This window comes from Streptomyces sp. NPDC048590, from assembly GCF_043199535.1.
Classification (GTDB): domain Bacteria; phylum Actinomycetota; class Actinomycetes; order Streptomycetales; family Streptomycetaceae; genus Streptomyces.
In genome coordinates this window covers 58,574-79,077 of the sequence record NZ_JBICWC010000003.1, presented here as the reverse complement: position 1 = coordinate 79,077, position 20,504 = coordinate 58,574, and the positions used below count along the sequence as shown (strand labels likewise).

Sequence of the window (20,504 nt, the reverse complement as noted above, 5' to 3'; positions counted from 1 at the left end):
GTTGTGGAACGTAGTGGACCACCCGTGAGACCTTCCGGACTTCTCGCCGCGTTCTCGGCGGCCCTCCTCGCGGCCGGCGCCCTCGTGGCGACCGCCCCCGCGGCCGGCGCGGCCGACTCCGAACTCGCGCGCAACGGAGGCTTCGAGTCCGGCCTGACCGGCTGGACCTGCTCGGGCGGCAGCGGAGCCGTCGTCAGCACACCCGTGCACGGCGGGACATCGGCACTCAAGGCGACCCCGGCCGGCAGCGACAACGCCCGCTGCTCCCAGACCGTGTCGGTGAAGCCCGGCTCCACCTACACACTGAGCGCCTGGGTGCAGGGCAGCTACGTCTACCTCGGCGCGTCCGGCACCGGCACCACCGACGTGTCCACCTGGACCCAGGCCGCCGGCGCGTACCAGAAGCTCACCACCAGCTTCACGACCGGTCCCTCCACGACCTCCGTGACCGTCTACACCCACGGCTGGTACGGCACCCCCGCCTACTACGCCGACGACCTCTCGCTGACCGGACCCGGCGGTGACCCCGTCACCCTGCCCGCCGTCCCCGCCGGACTGAAGGCCGGAACCGCCACCGCCACCACCGTCCCGCTGTCCTGGAACGCCTCCTCCGGCGCCACCGGGTACCGGGTCTACCGGTCCGGCACGAAGATCCTCGACACCACCGGAACCTCCGCCACCGTGGCCGGGCTGACCGCCTCGACCGCGTACAGCTTCCAGGTCTCCGCCGTCAACGACGCGGGTGAGTCGGCGAAGTCGTCGGCCGTGAACGTCACCACGGCCACGGGCGGCGGCGGGGGAGGGACCGACGCGGGCCTCCCGGCCCACGCGCTGGTCGGCTACCTCCACTCCAGCTTCGCCAACGGCTCCGGATACACCCGGATGGCGGACGTACCCGCCTCGTGGGACGTCATCAACCTCGCCTTCGGTGAACCGACGTCCGTCACCTCCGGCGACATCCGCTTCTCGCTCTGCCCCGTCGCCGAGTGCCCGAACGTGGAGAGCGAGGCGGAGTTCAAGGCCGCCATCAAGGCCAAGCAGGCGGCCGGCAAGAAGGTGCTGATCTCGATCGGCGGCCAGAACGGCCAGGTGCAGCTCGCCACGACCGCGGCCCGCGACACCTTCGTCACCTCGGTCAGCAAGATCATCGACACCTACGGCCTCGACGGCCTGGACATCGACTTCGAGGGCCACTCGCTCTCGCTGGCCACCGGGGACACCGACTTCCGCTCCCCGACGACGCCGGTCATCGTGAACCTGATCTCCGCGGTCAAGTCCCTCAAGGCCAAGTACGGCGACGACTTCGTCCTCACCATGGCCCCCGAGACCTTCTTCGTCCAGCTCGGCTACCAGTACTACGGCTCCGGCCCCTGGGGCGGCCAGGACCCGCGCGCCGGTGCGTACCTGCCGGTCATCCACGCGCTGCGTGACGACCTCACCCTGCTGCACGTCCAGGACTACAACTCGGGCTCGATCATGGGCCTCGACAACCAGTACCACTCCATGGGCGGCGCCGACTTCCACATCGCCATGACCGACATGCTGCTCACCGGCTTCCCGGTGGCGGGCGACCAGACCAAGGTCTTCCCCGCGCTCCGTCCCGAGCAGGTCGCCTTCGGCCTCCCCGCCTCCACCCAGGCGGGCAACGGCCACACCTCCCCGGCGGAGGTCACCAAGGCCCTGAACTGCCTCACCAAGAAGACCGACTGCGGCAGCTACCAGACCCACGGGACCTGGAGCGGACTGCGCGGTCTGATGACCTGGTCCATCAACTGGGACCGCTTCAACAACTGGGAGTTCTCGAAGAACTTCGACGCCTACTTCGGCGGCTGACCGGTCCCCGCGCCCGCCCGCAGGGCGAGCAGCAGGACGCCGCTCAGGCACCAGCCGGCCACCACGTCCAGCGGCCAGTGGTAGCCGCGCAGCACCAGACCGACGCTCGTCGCCGCCGTCAGCAGGACGGCGGCGACGAGCGTCACCCATGTCCGCCGCACGTACGGGGCGAGCAGCACGGCGGCCGCCCCGTAGGCGACCATCGCCGTGGTCGTGTGGCCGGAGGGGAAGTAGCCGGTCGCCTCCGTCAGCGGGCCCTGCCGGTCCGTCCAGAGCTTGAGCGGGATCACCAGTGCCGGCACGGCTGCCATGACCAGGACGGCGCACACGGCCGCCCGCCTGGCGCGGCGCACCCAGGCGACCAGCACCGCGCAGGCCAGTACCGGGACGGCGACCTGCATGTTGCCGAGATCGGCGAACAGGTCCGCGAGCGGGGCCGGGCCCCGGCCGGCGAGCTCAAGGCCGAGGCGTTCGTCAGGGCCGAGCAGAGGGCCGTCCGCGAGCACCTGCCAGGTGATCAGCGCGAAGAGGGCCGACAGTGTGACCACCGCCGCAACGAGAAGAACCGGCCACCGGGGAACAGGGGGGATTGTTCCGAGGTGGCCGGTCGGACCGGTTTGCCGCGCGCCCCGGGGGGTGTGGGGCGGGCGGCCATCCGATCGGTGAGGAGTCCTGGAGCCCGAAGGTCCAGTGGTGTGCGCGATGGCACGGCCGGTACGGCGCTGGGGGAGCTCCGGACCGGCATCGCCCGCAGTCCCCTGCGAGCGGGGTGTTTCTCTCATCTGGGAAAACCGTACGTCAGAGGAAGGGGGCGCCGGAAGCCACAACCGTAACCCGCCATGGGCCCCGCACACCTTCTTCACACGCCCGCACGCCGACGCCGGCCGCCACGTTCGCACGTGACGGCCGGCGCCTGGTGTGTCGTACGGATCAGAGCGTCGCGAACGCCTGCTCGATGACGTCGAGGCCCTCGTTCAGCAGGTCCTCCCCGATGACGAGCGGCGGCAGGAAACGCAGGACGTTGCCGTAGGTGCCACAGGTCAGCACCAGCACGCCCTCGGCGTGGCAGGCCTTGGCCAGCGCGGCGGCGGCGGCCGCGTCGGGCTCCTTCGAGCCGGACTTCACCAGCTCGATCGCGATCATGGCGCCGCGGCCGCGGATGTCGCCGATGATCTCGCCGTTGGGGAGCTTGGCCCGCATCTCGGAGAGGCGGCCCTTCATGATCTCCTCGATGCGCTTGGCCTTGCCGTTCAGGTCCAGCTCGCGCATCGTCTCGATGGCGCCGAGCGCACCCGCGCACGCCACCGGGTTGCCGCCGTAGGTGCCGCCGAGGCCGCCCGCGTGGGCGGCGTCCATGATCTCGGCGCGGCCGGTCACGGCGGAGAGCGGCAGACCGCCGGCGATGCCCTTGGCCGTGGTGATCAGGTCGGGGACGATGCCCTCGTCCTCACAGGCGAACCACTGGCCGGTCCGGCAGAAACCGGACTGGATCTCGTCCGCCACGAAGACGATGCCGTTGTCCTTCGCGAACTGGGCGATGGCCGGGAGGAAGCCCTTGGCCGGCTCGATGAAGCCGCCCTCGCCCAGGACCGGCTCGATGATGATCGCGGCGACGTTGTCCGCGCCGATCTGCTTGGTGATCTCGTCGATGGCCTGCGCGGACGCCTCGGCGCCGGCGTTCTCCGCGCCGGTCGGCCAGCGGTAGCCGTACGCCACCGGTACGCGGTAGACCTCGGGCGCGAACGGGCCGAAGCCGTGCTTGTACGGCATGTTCTTCGCCGTCATGCCCATGGTGAGGTTGGTGCGGCCGTGGTAGCCGTGGTCGAAGACGACCACCGCGGTGCGCTTGGTGTACGCACGCGCGATCTTCACGGCGTTCTCGACCGCCTCGGCGCCCGAGTTGAAGAGCGCCGACTTCTTGGCGTGGCTGCCCGGGGTCAGCTCGGCGAGCTGCTCGCAGACCTCGACGTAGCCCTCGTACGGCGTGACCATGAAGCAGGTGTGCGTGAAGTCGGCGAGCTGCGCGGACGCGCGGCGCACGACCGCCTCGGCGGAGGCGCCCACGGACGTCACGGCGATGCCCGAGCCGAAGTCGATGAGGCGGTTGCCGTCCACGTCCTCGATGATTCCGCCGCCCGCGCGCGCGGTGAAGACCGGCAGCGTGGAGCCCACGCCTGCGGCGACCGCCGCGACACGGCGGGCCTGCAGCTCCGCCGACTTCGGGCCGGGGATGGCGGTGACGACGCGGCGCTCCTGCGGGATGTCGGACATGCGGGGCTCCTGGGGGTGTTTCGGACGCTTCTGTTTCTGCAGGCTAGGGGCGGTCGGGGGCGCCGGTCATGCTCCGTTCGGGAGTGGTGCGGGCGTGTCCTTGTCCGTGACGGACAGATGGCCCCCGGGCCCCCGGCCAGGACGCCGCGGGCACCCGGCGCCGGCGCAGTGGGGCCGCATGGCTGAACTCCCGGTGCCCGGGCACTAGATTGGCCGGACCAGAAGGCGGACCTGGCTGGTCAGGGGGCAGCGGTTCATGGACACCGAAGGCACGTACGACGCACGCGGCACGGGAGCGGACCGGGTGCCGCGCCCGGCCGGGCCACCGCCCGCGGCGCCACCGCCCCCCACGTACGCCCCGCACCCCCGGCGCCCGCCGGCCGTGGAACCCGCGGGCGTCGAGGAGTGGCTGCGTACCCCGCGTCCGGTCCGGGAACCGGGCGTATGGCGGTACGGGCACGTCCCGCGTCCGCCCGAGCGCCCCGAGGGGGTCTCCGACCGCTCCCTCCTCGTGGGCGTGCTCATCTCCGCGCTCTGCGGACTGCTCCTGTGGTCCCTGTGGCGCAACGGCTACATCCCCTACCGCCTCGTCCCGCTGAAGCTGTTCACCCCGGGCGACTGGTGGTACGCGGGGACGTTCGGCGGCCCCCGCACGATCCAGGGCGCCGACGCCCTCACCGTCTACGAGGCCGTCCTCTTCGGGCTCCTGGTCTACGGCTGCGGGCGCCTGGGCAACTGGCCCGAGGTCTTCCGCCGCCATGTCGCGGGGCGGGGTCAGCCCTTCCTCGCGCTGGCAACCGCCGCCGCGGCCGCCCTCGCGCAACTCCTCGTGTGGAAGGACGCCGTGCCGGTCGTGCGGCCGGTCCTCATCCTCGTCGCCTCCGTCGCGGGTGGTGAGATCTACCAGAGCCAGACCGTCGTCAACCTCCTCTACGCGCTGATCACCCTCGGGGTCCTCTGGCCCTTCGCCCGCCTCGGCCGGTGGTGGCCGCTGCTCGCCGAGCGTCGCGCGAAGGCCACGGCCACGGCGCCCCGAGCCCCGTCCTCGCCCCCGGACGCCCCCACCCCCGACCAGTGGCCCGAGCTGCGGGCGGCGGGACGGACCGATGCCGCCGACGCCCTCACCGCCGCGGTGCGCACCGGCCGCATGAACGACGTCGACGTCGCCCGCCTGCGCCACGCCTGGGCCGTGGGCCGAGACGACCCTCGACGCCTCGACGCGCTGGACGAGGCCGTGCTGCGCGCCGGGGGCTCCGCCGCCCTCCACCCCTCGGGGGCCAGGGACCTGCCGCGCCGCACCGCCCGCCACGACCTGCTCACCGGGCAGGTCCGGATCGGCGCGTGCGCCGACGACCCGCACAACCCGTACGACCGCAGGGGGTCGGGCGTCGCCCTGGAGCCCGCGCTGCTCGGCACCTCCCTGCTCGCCGTCGGCCCGCCCGGATCGGGCAAGTCCGCCCGCCTGGTGCGGCCGGTCGTCGAGTCGCTCGCCCTGCAGGCGCTCGCCGGCCGCGCGGCGGTCCTCGCCGTCGGCGGCGCGGGGGACGAGTCCGGACCGGACGACGCCTTCGACGTCGTGGTGCGGATCGGCGACCCCGCATCCGGGCACGACCTCGACCTGTACGGAGGCACGACCGACCCGGACGAGGCGGCACGCGTGCTCGCGGAAGGCCTGGTCGGGGACGTCACCGCCCTGGACAGCCGGCGCGCCGCCACCACGCTCGCCCAGTTGCTCGGCCCCTACCGGGCCGTGCACGGCCACTTCCCCGGGGTGCCCGCGCTGCGGGAGCTCCTGGACGGGGACCTCGCCGCCGTCGAGGCGCTGCGGGAAGCGCTCACGGCAGGCGGACACGGCGCGATGCTGCGCGAGCTGGAGGCCCGGGCCCGGCAGCGGGGTGGGGCCGGCGACCCCGGACCGGTGCTCGCCGACCGGATCGCGCTGCTCGACCGGCCGGCCTTCGCCCCGTTCTTCGCCACCGGCGCCGACGCCCGGCCCTTCTCGCTCCGGTCGCTGGAACACCTCCCGCTCCGGGTCAGGATCGATCTGCCCGAGCGGGCGCACGCCGAGGCCTCACGGCTGCTCACCCGGCTGGTCCTCGCCCAGTTCACCGCGATCGCCGCCGCCCGGACCGACCGCTCGCTCTTCACCTGCCTGGTCCTGGACGACGCCACGCACGCGGTCACCGCCGAGACCGTCCGGGGCATCAGGCGGCTGCGGTCGGTCAACGCGGGAGCGGTCCTGGCGCTGCGCACCGTCGACGACGTCCCCGACGAGCTGCACACCGCGCTCCTCGGCGCGGTCGGCTGCCGCATGGCGTTCAGCGGTGTCACTACCTGGGACGGCAAGCGGTTCTCCGAGGTCTGGGGCAAGGAGTGGGTGGAGACCAGGGAGGTCGCCCAGCACGCGGTCTTCGCCGACCAGCCCTTCACCCGCGCCCTGCACGGCCTGCGCAAGCTCGTCACCGGAAAGGCCGTGACCAGGGACGCGGTGACCGTGCGCCGGGTGGAGCGGGAGCGCTGGTCCGCGTCCGAGCTGGCCTACCAGCTGCCCCCGGGACACGCGGTCCTCTCCCTGACCACGGTGGAGGGCGAGCACGTGTCACCCCTGCTGGTCGATCTGGGCTCCCGGTAGGGGAGGTCACGCGGACCCTGCCGCCCTGGCAGAATTGAGTGCGGCCGCCTGTACGGGGCGGCGCATTCGGCCCCCGTACCGGGCGGTCCCCTTCACGCCGTCCGCACGGACGGCGCCATCGATCCCCACAGGTCCGGCGGTCATCCCATGCCCCCCACGCTCGCCTCGCTGCTCCAGCACTCCTCGCTCAAGCTCACCGTCCGGGCGGGCGCCGACAAGCTCTCCACGCCGGTGCGCTGGGCGCACGCCAGCGAGCTGGCCGACCCGGTCCCGTACATGGACGGGGGCGAGCTGCTGCTCGTCACGGCGACCAACCTCGACGCCCGCGACCCCGCCGCGATGCTCCGCTACGTGCAGCGGCTCGTCGGCGCCGGGGTCGCGGGCATCGGCTTCGGTGTGGGCGTCACCTACGAGGAGATCCCGCCCGCCCTCGTGGACGCCGCGGAGGAGGCCGGGCTGCCGCTCCTGGAGGTGCCCAGACGCACCCCCTTCCTCGCCATCAGCAAGGCCGTCTCGGCGGCGATCGCCGCCGACCAGTACAGGTCCGTCACGGCCGGCTTCGAGGCCCAGCGCGAACTGACCCGGGCGGCCGTCGCCGGGGACGGGCCCACCGGACTGCTCACCCGCCTCGCCGCCACCGTGGACGGATGGGCCGCCCTCTACGACTCCTCGGGCGCCGTCGTGGCCGCCGCGCCCGACTGGGCGCAGCGCCGGGCCGCCCGGCTCACGCCCGAGGTCGAGCGCCTGAGGGAGCGGCCGGGCCCGGCCAGCGTCGTCGTCGGCGACAGCGACGGCGACGACCGGGTCGAGCTCCAGTCCCTGGGCGCCGGCCGCCGCAGCCGAGGGGCGCTGGCAGTCGGCACCGGGGCCGCTCTCGGCACCGCCGAGCGGTACGCGGTGCATTCCGCGGTCGCCCTGCTCACACTGACCACGGCCCGCTCGCGCGCCCTCCAGGGCGCGGAGCAGCGCCTGGGCACCGCGGTGCTGAGGATGCTCCTGGCAGGCGAGTCCGACCACGCCCGCGCCGTCGCGGGCGACCTGTACGGCGGACTGCTCGACGCCCCCTTCCGCCTCCTCATCGCCGAGGCCACCACGCAGGCGGGGACGGACGCGCTCGCCGAGGCCATGGAGTCCGCGGCCTCCCGGTCGGGCGAGACCCTGCTGACGGTGCCCGAGGGGGAGCGCCTCGTGATGCTCGCCGTGGACGGCGGGGCGGCGGTCGCGGCCTGCGCGGCCCACGCCAGGGCGGCGGACGACCTCCCGGCGCGCGAGGGCGGCGGCGACGACACCGGCGTGGTGGTCGGCATGTCGGCCCCCTCGGGACCGATCGCCGTGTCCGCGGCGTACAAGCAGGCCGAGCAGGCTCTCTCGGTCGCCCGCCGTCGCGGCAGGACCCTGGTCGAGCACGAGGAACTCGCGGCCGGCTCGGTCCTGCCGCTCCTCGCCGACGACGCCGTACGGGCCTTCGCCGACGGGATGCTGAGGCCGTTGCGGGAGCACGACGCCAAGGGCCGCGGCGATCTGGTCGACTCGCTGCGCGCCTGGCTCTCCCGGCACGGTCAGTGGGACGCCGCCGCCGCCGACCTGGGCGTGCACCGCCACACCCTGCGCTACCGGATGCGCCGGGTCGAGGAGATCCTCGGCCGGTCCCTGGACGATCCGGACGTCCGGATGGAGCTGTGGCTGGCCCTCAAGTCGACCGCCGCCTCGTCCGCTCCGCAGTAGCCCCGGCCCGCCTACGACAAAGCGGCGCACAGGCGCCCCGCTCCACTCCACGCAGGACAAACCTCATCCGCGCCCGCTCGCCCTACGGTGGGGCCGAAGGGCGCCCAGCCGCGCCCGGCGATCGTGTTCACCACCCCCGAAGGGCCGGAAACGCCATGACTTCCACCCACGCCTTCTGGCTCGCCGGCCGCCAGGCCACCGGCGAGGACAGCTTCGACGTCACCAACTCCTACGACGGACGCCTCGTCGGCACGGTCTCCGTGCCCACCGACGCCCAGGTCGAGGAGGCCGTCGCCGCCGCGTACGCCGTCCGCGAGGAGTTCGCCGCGACCCCGGCACACGTACGCGCGGCCGCCCTCGACCACGTCGTACGCCGCCTCACCGAGCGCACCGAGGAGATCGCCCAGATCATCTCCGCCGAGAACGGCAAGCCCGTCAAGTGGGCCCGCGGCGAGGTCGGCCGCGCCGTCTCCGTCTTCCGGTTCGCCGCCGAGGAGGCCCGCCGCTTCAACGGCGGCGACGCCCAGCGCCTCGACACCGACGCCGGCGGCACCGGCCGCCTCGGCCTGACCCGGCGCTTCCCGCGCGGACCGGTCCTCGGCATCGCGCCCTTCAACTTCCCGCTCAACCTGAGCGCCCACAAGGTGGCCCCCGCCATCGCCGTCGGCGCGCCGATCATCCTGAAGCCCGCTCCGGCCACCCCGATCTCGTCCCTGATCCTGGGCGAGCTGCTGGCCGAGACGGACCTCCCGGCCGGCTCCTGGTCCGTGCTGACCGTGCCCAACGACAAGATGCCCGCCCTCGTCAAGGACGAGCGGCTGCCCGTGATCTCCTTCACCGGCTCCGGCCCGGTCGGTTACTCGATCATGGAGTCGGTACCGCGCAAGCACTGCACCCTGGAGCTCGGCGGCAACGGCGCGGCCGTCGTGCTCGGCGACTACTCCTCCGAGGAGGACCTGGACTGGGCCGCGACCCGCATCGCGACCTTCTCCAACTACCAGGGCGGCCAGTCGTGCATCTCGGTGCAGCGGGTCATCGCCGACACCACCGTGTACGACCGGCTCGTCCCGAAGATCGTCGCCGCGGTCGAGGCCCTCGTGACGGGTGACCCGTCCGACGCCGCCACCGACGTCGGCCCGCTGGTCAGCGAGGACGCCGCCCGCCGCGTCGAGTCCTGGGTGGACGAGGCCGTCACCGCCGGCGCCACCCTGCTGACCGGCGGCAAGCGCGACGGTGCCACCTACGCCCCGACCGTCCTCACCGGCCTCCCGGACACCACCACCCTCGCCCAGGAGGAGGTCTTCGGCCCGGTCCTGTACATCACCAGGACGGACGGTGAGGCGGAGGCGTTCGCGGCCGTCAACGACTCCAAGTACGGACTCCAGGCGGGTGTCTTCACCCACGACCTCCAGACCGCCTTCCGCGCCCACCGCGCCCTGGAGGTGGGCGGCGTCGTCATCGGCGACGTGCCCTCCTACCGCGCCGACCAGATGCCGTACGGCGGAGCCAAGCAGTCCGGCGTCGGCCGCGAGGGCGTCCGCTACGCCATGGAGGACTACACCTACGAGCGAGTGCTCGTCCTCACCGGCCTGGCCCTGTAGCCGGCAGCGGGGAACGGAGAGGCCTGAGCCCGCTGTGCGGGGGCTCAGGCCTCTTCCGTGTGCCCGCGGGGAGGCGCCGCACGGTGGTGGGGGTGCCGGGGATCGGGTAGATACGGACAAGTGACACCGATCGGCACGCGTACGGCCCCACCCATATCCCGACTCGCGGCGAGGTGAGCTCCTCATGTCCGCCCCATCCGACACCCCCCAGGCCCCCAAAGTCACCGAGCGCGAAGCACGGCAGGTGGCCGAGGCCGCCCGTGAACAGGACTGGCGCAAGCCCAGCTTCGCCAAGGAACTCTTCCTCGGACGCTTCCGGCTGGACCTGATCCACCCCCACCCCCAGCCCGCCCCAGACGACGTACGGCGCGGCGAGGCCTTCCTCGCCCGGCTGCGTGAGTTCTGCGAGACCAAGGTGGACGGCGCCCTCATCGAGCGCGAGGCCCGCATCCCCGACGAGGTCATCGACGGCCTCAAGGAGCTCGGCGCCCTCGGCATGAAGATCGAGACCAAGTACGGCGGTCTCGGCCTGACCCAGGTCTACTACAACAAGGCCCTGGCACTGGCCGGTTCGGCCAACCCCTCGATCGGCGCGCTGCTCTCCGCCCACCAGTCCATCGGCGTACCGCAGCCGCTGAAGATGTTCGGCACCCAGGAGCAGAAGGACGCCTTCCTGCCCCGGCTCGCCCGGACCGACATCTCCGCCTTCCTGCTGACCGAACCGGACGTGGGCTCCGACCCGGCCCGGCTCGCCACCACGGCCGTCCCGGAGGGCGACGACTACGTACTGGACGGCGTGAAGCTCTGGACGACCAACGGTGTCGTCGCCGACCTGCTCGTCGTCATGGCCCGGGTCCCCGAGTCCGAGGGCCACAAGGGCGGGATCACCGCCTTCGTCGTCGAGGCGGACTCCCCGGGCATCACCGTCGAGCACCGCAACGCCTTCATGGGCCTGCGCGGCATCGAGAACGGCGTCACCCGCTTCCACCAGGTCCGGGTCCCCGCGGCCAACCGCATCGGCCCCGAGGGCGCCGGTCTCAAGATCGCCCTCACCACCCTCAACACCGGGCGCCTCTCGCTGCCCGCCATGTGCGTGGGCGTCGGGAAGTGGTCCCTCAAGATCGCCCGCGAGTGGTCGGCGGTGCGCGAGCAGTGGGGGAGGGCGGTCGCCCGCCACGAGGCGGTCGGCGCGAAGATCTCCTTCATCGCCGCCACCACCTTCGCCCTCGAAGCCGTCGTCGATCTCTCGTCCCAGATGGCCGACGAGAGCCGCAACGACATCCGCATCGAGGCGGCGCTCGCCAAGCTGTACGGCTCCGAGATGGGCTGGCTGATCTCCGACGAGCTCGTCCAGATCCGCGGCGGCCGCGGCTTCGAGACCGCCGCCTCGCTCGCCGCCCGCGGCGAACGGGCCGTCCCGGCCGAGCAGATGCTCCGTGACATGCGGATCAACCGGATCTTCGAGGGGTCCACGGAGATCATGCACCTGCTGATCGCCCGTGAGGCCGTCGACGCCCACCTCAAGGTCGCCGGCGACATCATCGACCCCGACAAGCAGCTGTCCGACAAGGCGAGGGCGGGCGTCAACGCCGCCGGCTTCTACGCTCGCTGGCTCCCGAAGCTGGTCAGCGGACCGGGCCAGCTGCCGAACTCGTACAGCGAGTTCCGGGTACCCGGGCACCCCGACCTCTCCGCGCACCTGCGGTACGTCGAGCGTGCCGCCCGCAAGCTGGCCCGCTCCACCTTCTACGCGATGTCCCGCTGGCAGGGCCGCATGGAGACCAAGCAGGGCTTCCTCGGCAGGATCGTCGACATCGGTGCCGAGCTCTTCGCGATGAGCGCCGCCTGCGTCCGCGCCGAACACCTGCGGGCCGACGACGACCACGGGCGCGAGGCCTACCAGCTCGCCGACGCCTTCTGCCGGCAGTCCCGCATCCGGGTGGAGGAGCTCTTCGGCCGGCTCTGGTCCAACACCGACGACATCGACAGGCGCGTCGTCGACGGAGTCCTGTCCGGCACCTACACCTGGCTGGAGGAGGGCGTCCTCGACCCCAGCGGCGACGGCCCCTGGATCGCCGACGCCACCCCCGGCCCGACGTCCGCGGACGACGTCCACCGCTCCGTCCGCTGAGCCCGGCACGCCCCGCGGGACGCGTCCACCGCCTGGACCCGTTCCGCGGGGCACACCCGCCGCAGGGCAAGATGGACGACCGTGACCGTCATCCACATCCCCGGCTCCAAGTCCGTCACCGCCCGCGCCCTGTTCCTCGCCGCCGCGGCGGACGGCACCACCACCCTCCTGCGTCCCCTCGACTCGGACGACACCGAGGGGTTCACCGAGGGTCTGACCCGCCTCGGATACGGCGTCAGGCGCGAGCCGGACCGATGGCACATCGACGGCCGTCCCGCGGGACCTGCCGCCACCGACGCCGAGGTCCACTGCCGCGACGGCGCCACCACCGCGCGGTTCCTCCCGACGCTCGCCGCGGCCGCGGCGAGCGGGACGTACCGGTTCGACGCCTCCGCCCAGATGCGCCGCCGGCCCCTCGCCCCGCTCACCGAGGCCCTGCGCACCCTCGGCGTCGACCTGCGTCACGAGGGCGCCGAAGGACACCACCCGCTCACCATCGAGGCGTCGGGCGTCAAGGGCGGCGAACTCACCCTCGACGCGGGGGAGTCGTCGCAGTACCTCACCGCGCTGCTGATGCTCGGTCCGCTGACCGCCGAGGGTCTGCGGATCCAGGTCACCGAACTCGTCTCGGCGCCGTACATCGAGATCACCCTCGCCATGATGCGCGCCTTCGGCGTCACGGTCGGGCGCGAGGGGAACACCTTCAGCGTGCCGCCCGGCGGCTACCGAGCCACCACGTACGCCGTCGAACCCGACGCCTCCACCGCGAGCTACTTCTTTGCCGCGGCCGCGCTCACCGGCGGTGAGGTCACCGTCCCCGGCCTGGGCGCCGACGCCCTCCAGGGCGACCTCCGCTTCACCGACGTGCTCGGGCGCATGGGCGCCGAGGTCCGCACCACCTCGGACTCCACGACGGTCCGCTCCTCGGGGCGGCTCCGCGGCCTGACCGTCAACATGCGCGACATCTCCGACACCATGCCGACCCTCGCCGCGATCGCCCCGTTCGCCACCTCGCCCGTACGCATCGAGGACGTCGCCAACACCCGGGTGAAGGAGTGCGACCGGCTGGAGGCCTGCGCGGAGAACCTCCGCCGCATGGGCGTCACCGTGCACACCGGACCCGACTGGATCGAGATCCACCCCGGGACCCCGCGCCCCACCGAGATCGCCACCCACGGCGACCACCGCATCGTCATGTCGTTCGCCGTCGCCGGGCTCCGCACGCCCGGCCTCACCTACGACGACCCCGGCTGCGTACGCAAGACCTTCCCCCGGTTCCACGAGGAGTTCGCCGCGTTCGTGGCGAGGAACGCCGCGCGGAAATGAGCTGCGGCCGGGGCGGAGGCGGACTACGGTCACCGGGATGATGACCCGGGACGACGTACTGTCCGTCCTCGCCCTGCTCCGCGACGCGGACACCGACGTGGTGATCGCCGGCGGCTGGGGCGTCGACGCACTGCTCGGCGAGGAGACCCGCCCGCACCGCGACCTCGACCTGCTGCACGTCGGTGAGCAGGAGCGTACCGTCGTCGCCGCCCTCGTGGCGGCCGGATACACCGAGACCCTGGACCAGCGCCCCGTCCGCTTCGTGCTCAGCCGCCCCGCCGGGGCGGAGATCGACCTCCACCCCCTGGACGTCGCCCCCGACGGCTCCGCCGTCCAGGCGTCCTTCGACCCCGCTGAGCCCTTCCACTACCCGGCCGCCTGCTTCGTCACCGGCACCATCGGCACGACGACGGTGCGCTGCATCTCCGCCGAGCAGCAGTTCCTCTTCCACCAGGGCTACGAACCGGCCGAGCGCGATGTGGCCGACATGCGGCGGCTGGGAGAGAAGTTCGGGATCGACACCCGTCTCTGACCCGCATGCCGCAGAATCGAGCCGCGACCGGGACACCGACCCCGGCGCGCCGACGGGAGAACGGGGCAGGGATGTTCGGGGTGTACGGGGCGGGACACCGGCGAGGTGCCACGGCGGCAGCGGGGGCGGCTCTCGCCCTGGCCGTTCTCACCGGGTGCGGCGACGGGGACGGTCAGAACACGGACAAGGCGGCCAAGGAGCCCGCCGCCACGCCCTCGCCGTCGGCGTCGGCCGGGGCGCTCACCAAGGCCCAGCTCACCGCCGTCGCCCTCACCGACGGGGAGCGGGCCGGGGATCTCAGCGCCTCCGAGTACGCCCTGGACGGACCGCTCGCGGACGCCTACACCGCGGACCCGGCCGTCTGCCAGCCGCTCGTCAGCCTCGCCGGCGACGTCAGCGGCCACGCCCCCGCGGCCCAGGTGCAGCGCAAGGCCGACGAGCCCGGGGAGATGCTCGGCGTGACCGTCGACATCACCCTGCGCTCCTACGCCGGCGACGAGGCGGCCGAGGTCATGGCCTCCCTGGACCGGGCGGGCCGCGCGTGCGCGGGCGGCTTCACCGAGGAGAGGGCCGTCGCACGAGCCGCCTACGAGAAGGCGGAACCGGCACCGCTGCCCGGCTTCGCGGCCGAGGCCGACGAGGCGAAGGCCTACCGCTTCACCATCCTCGACGTGAAGGGGAAGCTGAAGCTGTACGAATACCTCACGGTCCTGCGGTCCGGCACCACGACCCTCGCGTTCCGCGCGGAGATCCTGGGCACCAAGGACATCGGCGGGGTTCCGGAGGACGTCATGGCCGCCCAGTGGAAGAAATTCCGTGCCGGGAGGGCCTGAGGGACGCACCTACGGGGGCGCCCTGTCGGTGCGCACAGCGGATGCGGCAACAATGGGGGTCATGAGCGACAGCCCCTCACCCCTCGCCGATCCGCACCGTCTCTTCGACGCGGCGGAAGGCCGCCGCGATCTGGTGATCCTCGGCTCCACCGGGTCCATCGGCACCCAGGCCATCGACCTGGTCCTGCGCAATCCCGGCCGCTTCCGCGTCACCGCGCTCTCCGCCGCGGGCGGCAGGGTCCGGCTCCTCGCCGAACAGGCCGGCCGGCTGCGAGTGCGCACGGTCGCGGTCGCCGACGCGAGCGCCGTACCGGCGCTCCGCGAGGCCCTGGGCGAGGTCTACGGCGCCGGCGAGACGCTTCCCGAGATCCTGGCGGGCCCCGACGCGGCGGCCGAGCTGGCCGCGAGCGACTGCCACACCGTGCTGAACGGCATCACCGGGTCGATCGGCCTCGCTCCGACCCTCGCCGCGCTGAAGGCGGGCCGTACCCTCGCCCTGGCCAACAAGGAGTCGCTGATCGTCGGCGGCCCCCTGGTGAAGGAGCTGGCCGCCCCCGGACAGATCATCCCGGTCGACTCCGAGCACGCCGCGCTCTTCCAGGCCCTCGCCGCGGGCAAGCGGTCCGACGTCGGCAAGCTCGTGGTGACCGCGTCCGGCGGCCCCTTCCGCGGCCGCACCCGCGCCGAGCTGGCCGGGGTGACACGCGAGCAGGCCCTGGCGCACCCGACCTGGGCGATGGGACCGGTCATCACGGTCAACTCCGCGACGCTGGTCAACAAGGGGCTGGAGGTCATCGAGGCGCACCTGCTCTACGACATCCCCTTCGACCGCATCGAGGTCGTGGTCCACCCCCAGTCGTACGTGCACTCGATGGTGGAGTTCACCGACGGCTCCACCCTCGCCCAGGCCACCCCGCCCGACATGCGGGGCCCGATCGCCATCGGCCTCGGCTGGCCCGAGCGCGTCCCGGACGCGGCCCCCGCCTTCGACTGGACCAAGGCCTCCAGCTGGGAGTTCTTCCCCCTCGACACCGAGGCCTTCCCCTCGGTCGGGCTCGCCCGGCACGTGGGCACCCTCGGCGGCACGGCCCCCGCGGTCTTCAACGCGGCGAACGAGGAGTGCGTGGACGCGTTCCTGTCGGGCCGGCTGCCCTTCAACGGCATCATGGACACGGTCACGGCGGTGGTGGACGAACACGGCACCCCCGCCGCGGGAACTTCACTGACGGTCGCGGACGTCCTCGAAGCGGAGGCCTGGGCCCGGTCCAGGGCCCGCGAACTCTCGGCGGCAGCGACAGCGGAGGCGCACGTATGAGCATGACGACGATCCTGATGACGGTCCTCGGGATCGCCATCTTCGCCGTGGGTCTGCTGTTCTCGATCGCCTGGCACGAACTCGGCCATCTCTCGACGGCCAAGCTCTTCGGCATCAGGGTCCCGCAGTACATGGTCGGCTTCGGGCCGACGGTCTGGTCCCGGAAGAAGGGCGACACGGAGTACGGCATCAAGGCCATCCCCGCGGGCGGCTACATCCGCATGATCGGCATGTTCCCCCCGGGACCGGACGGCCGTCTGGAGGCCCGCTCCACCTCACCGTGGCGCGGGATGATCGAGGACGCCAGGTCGGCCGCGTTCGAGGAGCTCGAGCCGGGCGACGAGACGCGCCTCTTCTACACGCGCAAGCCGTGGAAGCGCGTGATCGTGATGTTCGCCGGCCCCTTCATGAACCTGGTCCTGGCCGTCGCGATCTTCATGGGCGTGGCCATGACCTTCGGCTTCCAGACCCAGACCACCGAGGTCGCCGGTGTCCAGCAGTGCGTGATCGCGCAGAGCGAGAACCGCGACACCTGCAAGGCGTCCGACCCGGTGTCCCCGGCCAAGGCCGCCGGGCTGAAGGAGGGCGACAGGATCGTCGCCTTCGACGGGCGGAAGATCGACGACTGGGCCACCCTCTCGGACCGGATCCGGCAGACCGTCGGACCGGCCACCATCACCGTCGAGCGCGACGGCCGGGAACAGACCCTGAACGCCGTGCTGAGGAAGAACGCCGTCGCGCAGAAGGACGCAGACGGCGAGGTCGTCCCCGACAAGTACGTCACCGCCGGCTACCTCGGCTTCGCCGCGAGGACCGAGATCCTGCCGCTCTCCTTCGGGGAGTCCGTCGTCCGCATGGGCGACATGATCGAGAACGGCGTCGACTCGATCATCGCCCTCCCCTCCAAGATCCCCGACCTGTGGAGCGCCGCCTTCGGTGACGGCGAACGGGCCGAGGACTCGCCCGTCGGCGTGGTCGGCGCGGCCCGGATCGGCGGAGAGGTGATGAACCTCGACGTCCCGGCCCAGAACCAGATCGCGATGATGCTGTTCCTGCTGGCCGGCTTCAACCTCTCGCTCTTCCTCTTCAACATGCTGCCCCTGCTCCCGCTGGACGGCGGGCACATCGCGGGCGCGCTGTGGGAGTCCCTGCGCCGCAACCTCGCCAAGGTCTTCAGGCGGCCCGACCCCGGGCCCTTCGACGTGGCCAAGCTCATGCCCGTCGCCTACGTGGTCGCCGGGATCTTCATCTGCTTCACCCTGCTGGTGCTCGTGGCCGACATCGTCAACCCGGTCAAGATCACCTGATGTCCCACACACCCCACGGACGGCGGGTGGCCCCATGCGTGTCGCCGGGCCACCCGCCGTCCGGCGGTTCGGCGACACGGGTGCATCCCGTGCCGCCCGGGTGCCGTAACCTCGGAGCCTGGAGCCCGCCGTGCTCGGGACCTCGATCCACACTGATCCACACCTTGGGGATGCTCAGCGCATGACTGCGATTTCTCTCGGAATGCCGGACGTTCCGACCAAGCTCGCCGACCGACGGGTCAGCCGACAGATCCAGGTCGGCACGGTGGCGGTCGGCGGAAACGCACCCGTGTCGGTGCAGTCGATGACGACGACACGTACGTCGGACATCGGCGCGACGCTTCAGCAGATCGCCGAGCTGACGGCCTCGGGCTGCCAGATCGTGCGAGTGGCCTGCCCGACCCAGGACGACGCTGACGCGCTGGCCACGATCGCGAAGAAGTCGCAGATCCCGGTCATCGCCGACATCCACTTCCAGCCGAAGTACGTGTTCGCGGCCATCGACGCGGGCTGCGCCGCGGTCCGGGTGAACCCGGGCAACATCAAGCAGTTCGACGACAAGGTCAAGGAGATCGCCAAGGCGGCCGGCGACGCCGGCACCCCGATCCGCATCGGTGTGAACGCCGGATCGCTGGACGCGCGGCTCCTCAAGAAGTACGGCAAGGCGACCCCCGAGGCCCTCGTCGAGTCGGCACTCTGGGAGGCGTCCCTCTTCGAGGAGCACGGCTTCCGGGACATCAAGATCTCGGTCAAGCACAACGACCCGGTCGTCATGGTGAACGCCTACCGCCAGCTGGCCGCCCAGAGCGACTACCCGCTGCACCTCGGCGTCACCGAGGCCGGCCCGGCGTTCCAGGGCACCATCAAGTCCGCGGTCGCGTTCGGCGCCCTGCTCTCCGAGGGCATCGGCGACACGATCCGGGTCTCGCTGTCGGCCCCTCCGGCGGAGGAGGTCAAGGTCGGCATCCAGATCCTGGAGTCGCTGAACCTCAGGCAGCGTCGGCTGGAGATCGTGTCGTGCCCCTCGTGCGGACGCGCCCAGGTCGACGTCTACAAGCTGGCCGACCAGGTCAGCGCGGGCCTCGAGGGCATGGAGGTCCCGCTGCGGGTCGCGGTGATGGGCTGCGTCGTGAACGGCCCGGGTGAGGCCCGTGAGGCCGACCTCGGCGTCGCGTCGGGCAACGGCAAGGGACAGATCTTCGTGAAGGGCGAGGTCATCAAGACCGTCCCCGAGTCCAAGATCGTGGAGACCCTCATCGAGGAAGCGATGAAGATCGCGGAGCAGATGGAGAAGGACGGCATCGCCTCGGGCGAGCCGCAGGTCTCCATCGCGGGCTGACCGCCGGTCCGGTGCCCCGCAGGACGCCGTCCTGCGGGGCACCGGCATGTCGCCCTCCCCGGTGCTTCCCCCGCGGGGGAAGCACCCCACAGTCAACTTGGGTACAGTGCGGACATCAGCAGACCGTTCGGTGAGGCCCCAGTGTTGACGCAGACCACTACCCGGGTCCTCGACCCCGGCGAGCTCCCCGCAGCGCTCGCCGTCCTTGAGAGCGCCCCCGTCGAGAACGCCTTCGTGACGTCCCGCGTCCAGGTCGCCGGACTCGACCCCTGGCGGCTCGGCGGTGAGATGTGGGGCTGGTACGCCGACGGCCGGCTCCGCTCGCTCTGCTACTCCGGGGCCAACCTCGTACCCATCTGCGCGACACCCGAGGCCGTCAGGGCCTTCGCCGACCGCGCCCGCAGGGCGGGCCGGCGCTGCTCCTCCATCGTCGGCCCCGCCGGGCCCACCGCCCAGCTGTGGCGTCTGCTGGAACCGAGCTGGGGCCCCGCCCGCGAGGTCAGGGCGAACCAGCCGCTCATGGTGACCGAGCACCCCTCGGCCGAGGTGGCGCCCGACCCCCTCGTACGCCGCGTCCGCAAGGACGAGATGGACATCCTGATGCCGGCCTGCGTGGCCATGTTCACCGAGGAGGTCGGAGTCTCCCCGCTGGCAGGCGACGGCGGCCTGCTCTACCAGGCCCGAGTCGCCGAACTCATCAGCACCGGACGGTCCTTCGCGCGGATAGAGGACGGCAGGGTCCTCTTCAAGGCGGAGATCGGCGCGGCCACCTCCCGCGCCTGCCAGATCCAGGGCGTCTGGGTCGCCCCCGAAGCACGGGGACAGGGCCTGTCCGAGACCGGCATGGCCGCCGTCCTGCGGCACGCGCTGAGGGACGTGGCACCGGTCGTCAGCCTGTACGTGAACGACTACAACACCCCCGCGCGCAAGGCGTACAGCCGCGTCGGTTTCCGTGAGACGGGCGCGTTCATGAGCGTGCTGTTCTGACCCGGAGACACGGCGCGTAGGGTTCCCGCATGGCAGCCACAACCCCCACGTCCCCCCAGGACCCCGGGACCCCCGACACCGTGGTCGGACCGATCGACCTCGCCGCCCGCGTCGACGAGGCACTGGCCGTACAGGCCCTCGCCTTCGGGCTCAGCCAGGACGAGATCGACGTACGCCGCCACATCGTGCTGCGCCACCTCGAACACCCGCAGGCCCGGGCCCTGGGCGCCACCACCGCCGACGGCCGGCTCGTGGGCTTCGTCTACGGGCTGCCCAACTCCCGGACCCAGTGGTGGTCCACGGTCGTCGAGCCCTACCTGCGCGCCACCGGAACCGACTCCTGGCTCGACGACTCCTTCGTGATCACCGAACTCCACGTCCACCCCGGCTTCCAGCAGCGGGGTCTCGGCCGCGGTCTCATCACCGCCATCACGGACGCCGTCGACCTGCCTCGCTCGATCCTCTCCGCGATCGACACCGAGAGCCCCGCCCGGGGTCTCTACCGCTCCCTCGGCTACCAGGACCTCGCCCGCCAGGTGCTCTTCCCGAGCGCACCCAAGCCCTATGTGGTGATGGGAGCGCCGCTCCCACTGCGCCGCGGCTGACAATTGGATTTCCGCCCGCGCGGGCCCCCCGGCTAACCTCGGGCTCACCACCCTTCCGAGCAGGAGT

The 20,504-nt window shown here is 72.3% G+C and carries 15 protein-coding genes; 13 read left to right on the top strand and 2 right to left on the bottom strand.

Going from position 1 to position 20,504, the window contains the following annotated elements; translation table 11 throughout:
* Positions 1-3 precede the first annotated feature (3 nt).
* Positions 4-1,833 (top strand): chitinase, encoded by a 1,830-nt coding sequence (locus ACGFNN_RS08610; RefSeq protein WP_393554110.1) that lies wholly within the window; start codon positions 4-6, stop codon positions 1,831-1,833.
* Here ACGFNN_RS08610 and ACGFNN_RS08605 read toward each other — a convergent pair.
* Both ACGFNN_RS08605 and gabT read right to left on the bottom strand, forming a co-directional pair.
* On the bottom strand, positions 1,818-2,381 hold the full coding sequence (locus ACGFNN_RS08605) for a phosphatase PAP2 family protein (RefSeq protein WP_362551461.1): 564 nt from the start codon (positions 2,379-2,381) through the stop codon (positions 1,818-1,820). The two genes, ACGFNN_RS08610 and ACGFNN_RS08605, sit on opposite strands and share 16 nt — an antisense overlap.
* A gap of 382 nt (positions 2,382-2,763) precedes the next feature.
* The gene (gene gabT, locus ACGFNN_RS08600; protein WP_393554108.1) at positions 2,764-4,104 is read right to left on the bottom strand and encodes a 4-aminobutyrate--2-oxoglutarate transaminase; all 1,341 of its coding nucleotides are present in this window, start codon (positions 4,102-4,104) and stop codon (positions 2,764-2,766) included.
* A 256-nt stretch (positions 4,105-4,360) separates the two neighbouring features.
* Between gabT and ACGFNN_RS08595 the strand changes: the two genes are divergently transcribed.
* The 12 genes from ACGFNN_RS08595 (at position 4,361) to ACGFNN_RS08540 (ending at position 20,437) form a co-directional block, all read left to right on the top strand.
* Positions 4,361-6,736, top strand: a complete 2,376-nt coding sequence (locus ACGFNN_RS08595) for an ATP/GTP-binding protein (RefSeq protein WP_393554107.1) — start codon at positions 4,361-4,363, stop codon at positions 6,734-6,736.
* Between the two features lie 147 nt (positions 6,737-6,883).
* Positions 6,884-8,461 carry a PucR family transcriptional regulator gene (locus ACGFNN_RS08590; RefSeq protein WP_393554105.1) on the top strand — a complete coding sequence of 526 codons (1,578 nt, stop codon included), beginning with the start codon at positions 6,884-6,886 and terminating at the stop codon, positions 8,459-8,461.
* 155 nt (positions 8,462-8,616) lie between these two features.
* Entirely contained in the window at positions 8,617-10,062 is a 1,446-nt protein-coding gene (locus ACGFNN_RS08585) for an aldehyde dehydrogenase family protein (protein WP_393554103.1), read from the top strand.
* A gap of 184 nt (positions 10,063-10,246) precedes the next feature.
* Positions 10,247-12,193, top strand: coding sequence for an acyl-CoA dehydrogenase family protein (locus ACGFNN_RS08580; RefSeq protein WP_393554101.1), 1,947 nt, complete (start codon positions 10,247-10,249; stop codon positions 12,191-12,193).
* Positions 12,194-12,274: 81 nt separating this feature from the next.
* Complete coding sequence (gene aroA / locus ACGFNN_RS08575; RefSeq protein WP_393554099.1) at positions 12,275-13,519, top strand: 3-phosphoshikimate 1-carboxyvinyltransferase; 1,245 nt, start codon at positions 12,275-12,277, stop codon at positions 13,517-13,519.
* A gap of 37 nt (positions 13,520-13,556) precedes the next feature.
* Positions 13,557-14,051 (top strand): nucleotidyltransferase domain-containing protein, encoded by a 495-nt coding sequence (locus ACGFNN_RS08570; protein ID WP_393554097.1) that lies wholly within the window; start codon positions 13,557-13,559, stop codon positions 14,049-14,051.
* A 5-nt stretch (positions 14,052-14,056) separates the two neighbouring features.
* Positions 14,057-14,884 (top strand): hypothetical protein, encoded by an 828-nt coding sequence (locus ACGFNN_RS08565; RefSeq protein WP_393554095.1) that lies wholly within the window; start codon positions 14,057-14,059, stop codon positions 14,882-14,884.
* A 61-nt stretch (positions 14,885-14,945) separates the two neighbouring features.
* A complete protein-coding gene (gene dxr / locus ACGFNN_RS08560; RefSeq protein ID WP_393554093.1) occupies positions 14,946-16,199 on the top strand; it encodes a 1-deoxy-D-xylulose-5-phosphate reductoisomerase in 1,254 nt (417 codons plus the stop codon).
* Positions 16,196-17,506 (top strand): site-2 protease family protein, encoded by a 1,311-nt coding sequence (locus ACGFNN_RS08555; RefSeq protein ID WP_362668354.1) that lies wholly within the window; start codon positions 16,196-16,198, stop codon positions 17,504-17,506. The genes dxr and ACGFNN_RS08555 overlap by 4 nt, the downstream gene beginning before the upstream one ends.
* A 181-nt stretch (positions 17,507-17,687) precedes the next feature.
* A complete protein-coding gene (gene ispG, locus ACGFNN_RS08550; protein ID WP_362551428.1) occupies positions 17,688-18,845 on the top strand; it encodes a flavodoxin-dependent (E)-4-hydroxy-3-methylbut-2-enyl-diphosphate synthase in 1,158 nt (385 codons plus the stop codon).
* A gap of 141 nt (positions 18,846-18,986) precedes the next feature.
* On the top strand, positions 18,987-19,832 hold the full coding sequence (locus ACGFNN_RS08545) for a GNAT family N-acetyltransferase (protein ID WP_365521320.1): 846 nt from the start codon (positions 18,987-18,989) through the stop codon (positions 19,830-19,832).
* Positions 19,833-19,861: 29 nt separating this feature from the next.
* Positions 19,862-20,437 (top strand): GNAT family N-acetyltransferase, encoded by a 576-nt coding sequence (locus ACGFNN_RS08540; RefSeq protein ID WP_393554090.1) that lies wholly within the window; start codon positions 19,862-19,864, stop codon positions 20,435-20,437.
* The last annotated feature ends 67 nt before the right edge of the window (positions 20,438-20,504 follow it).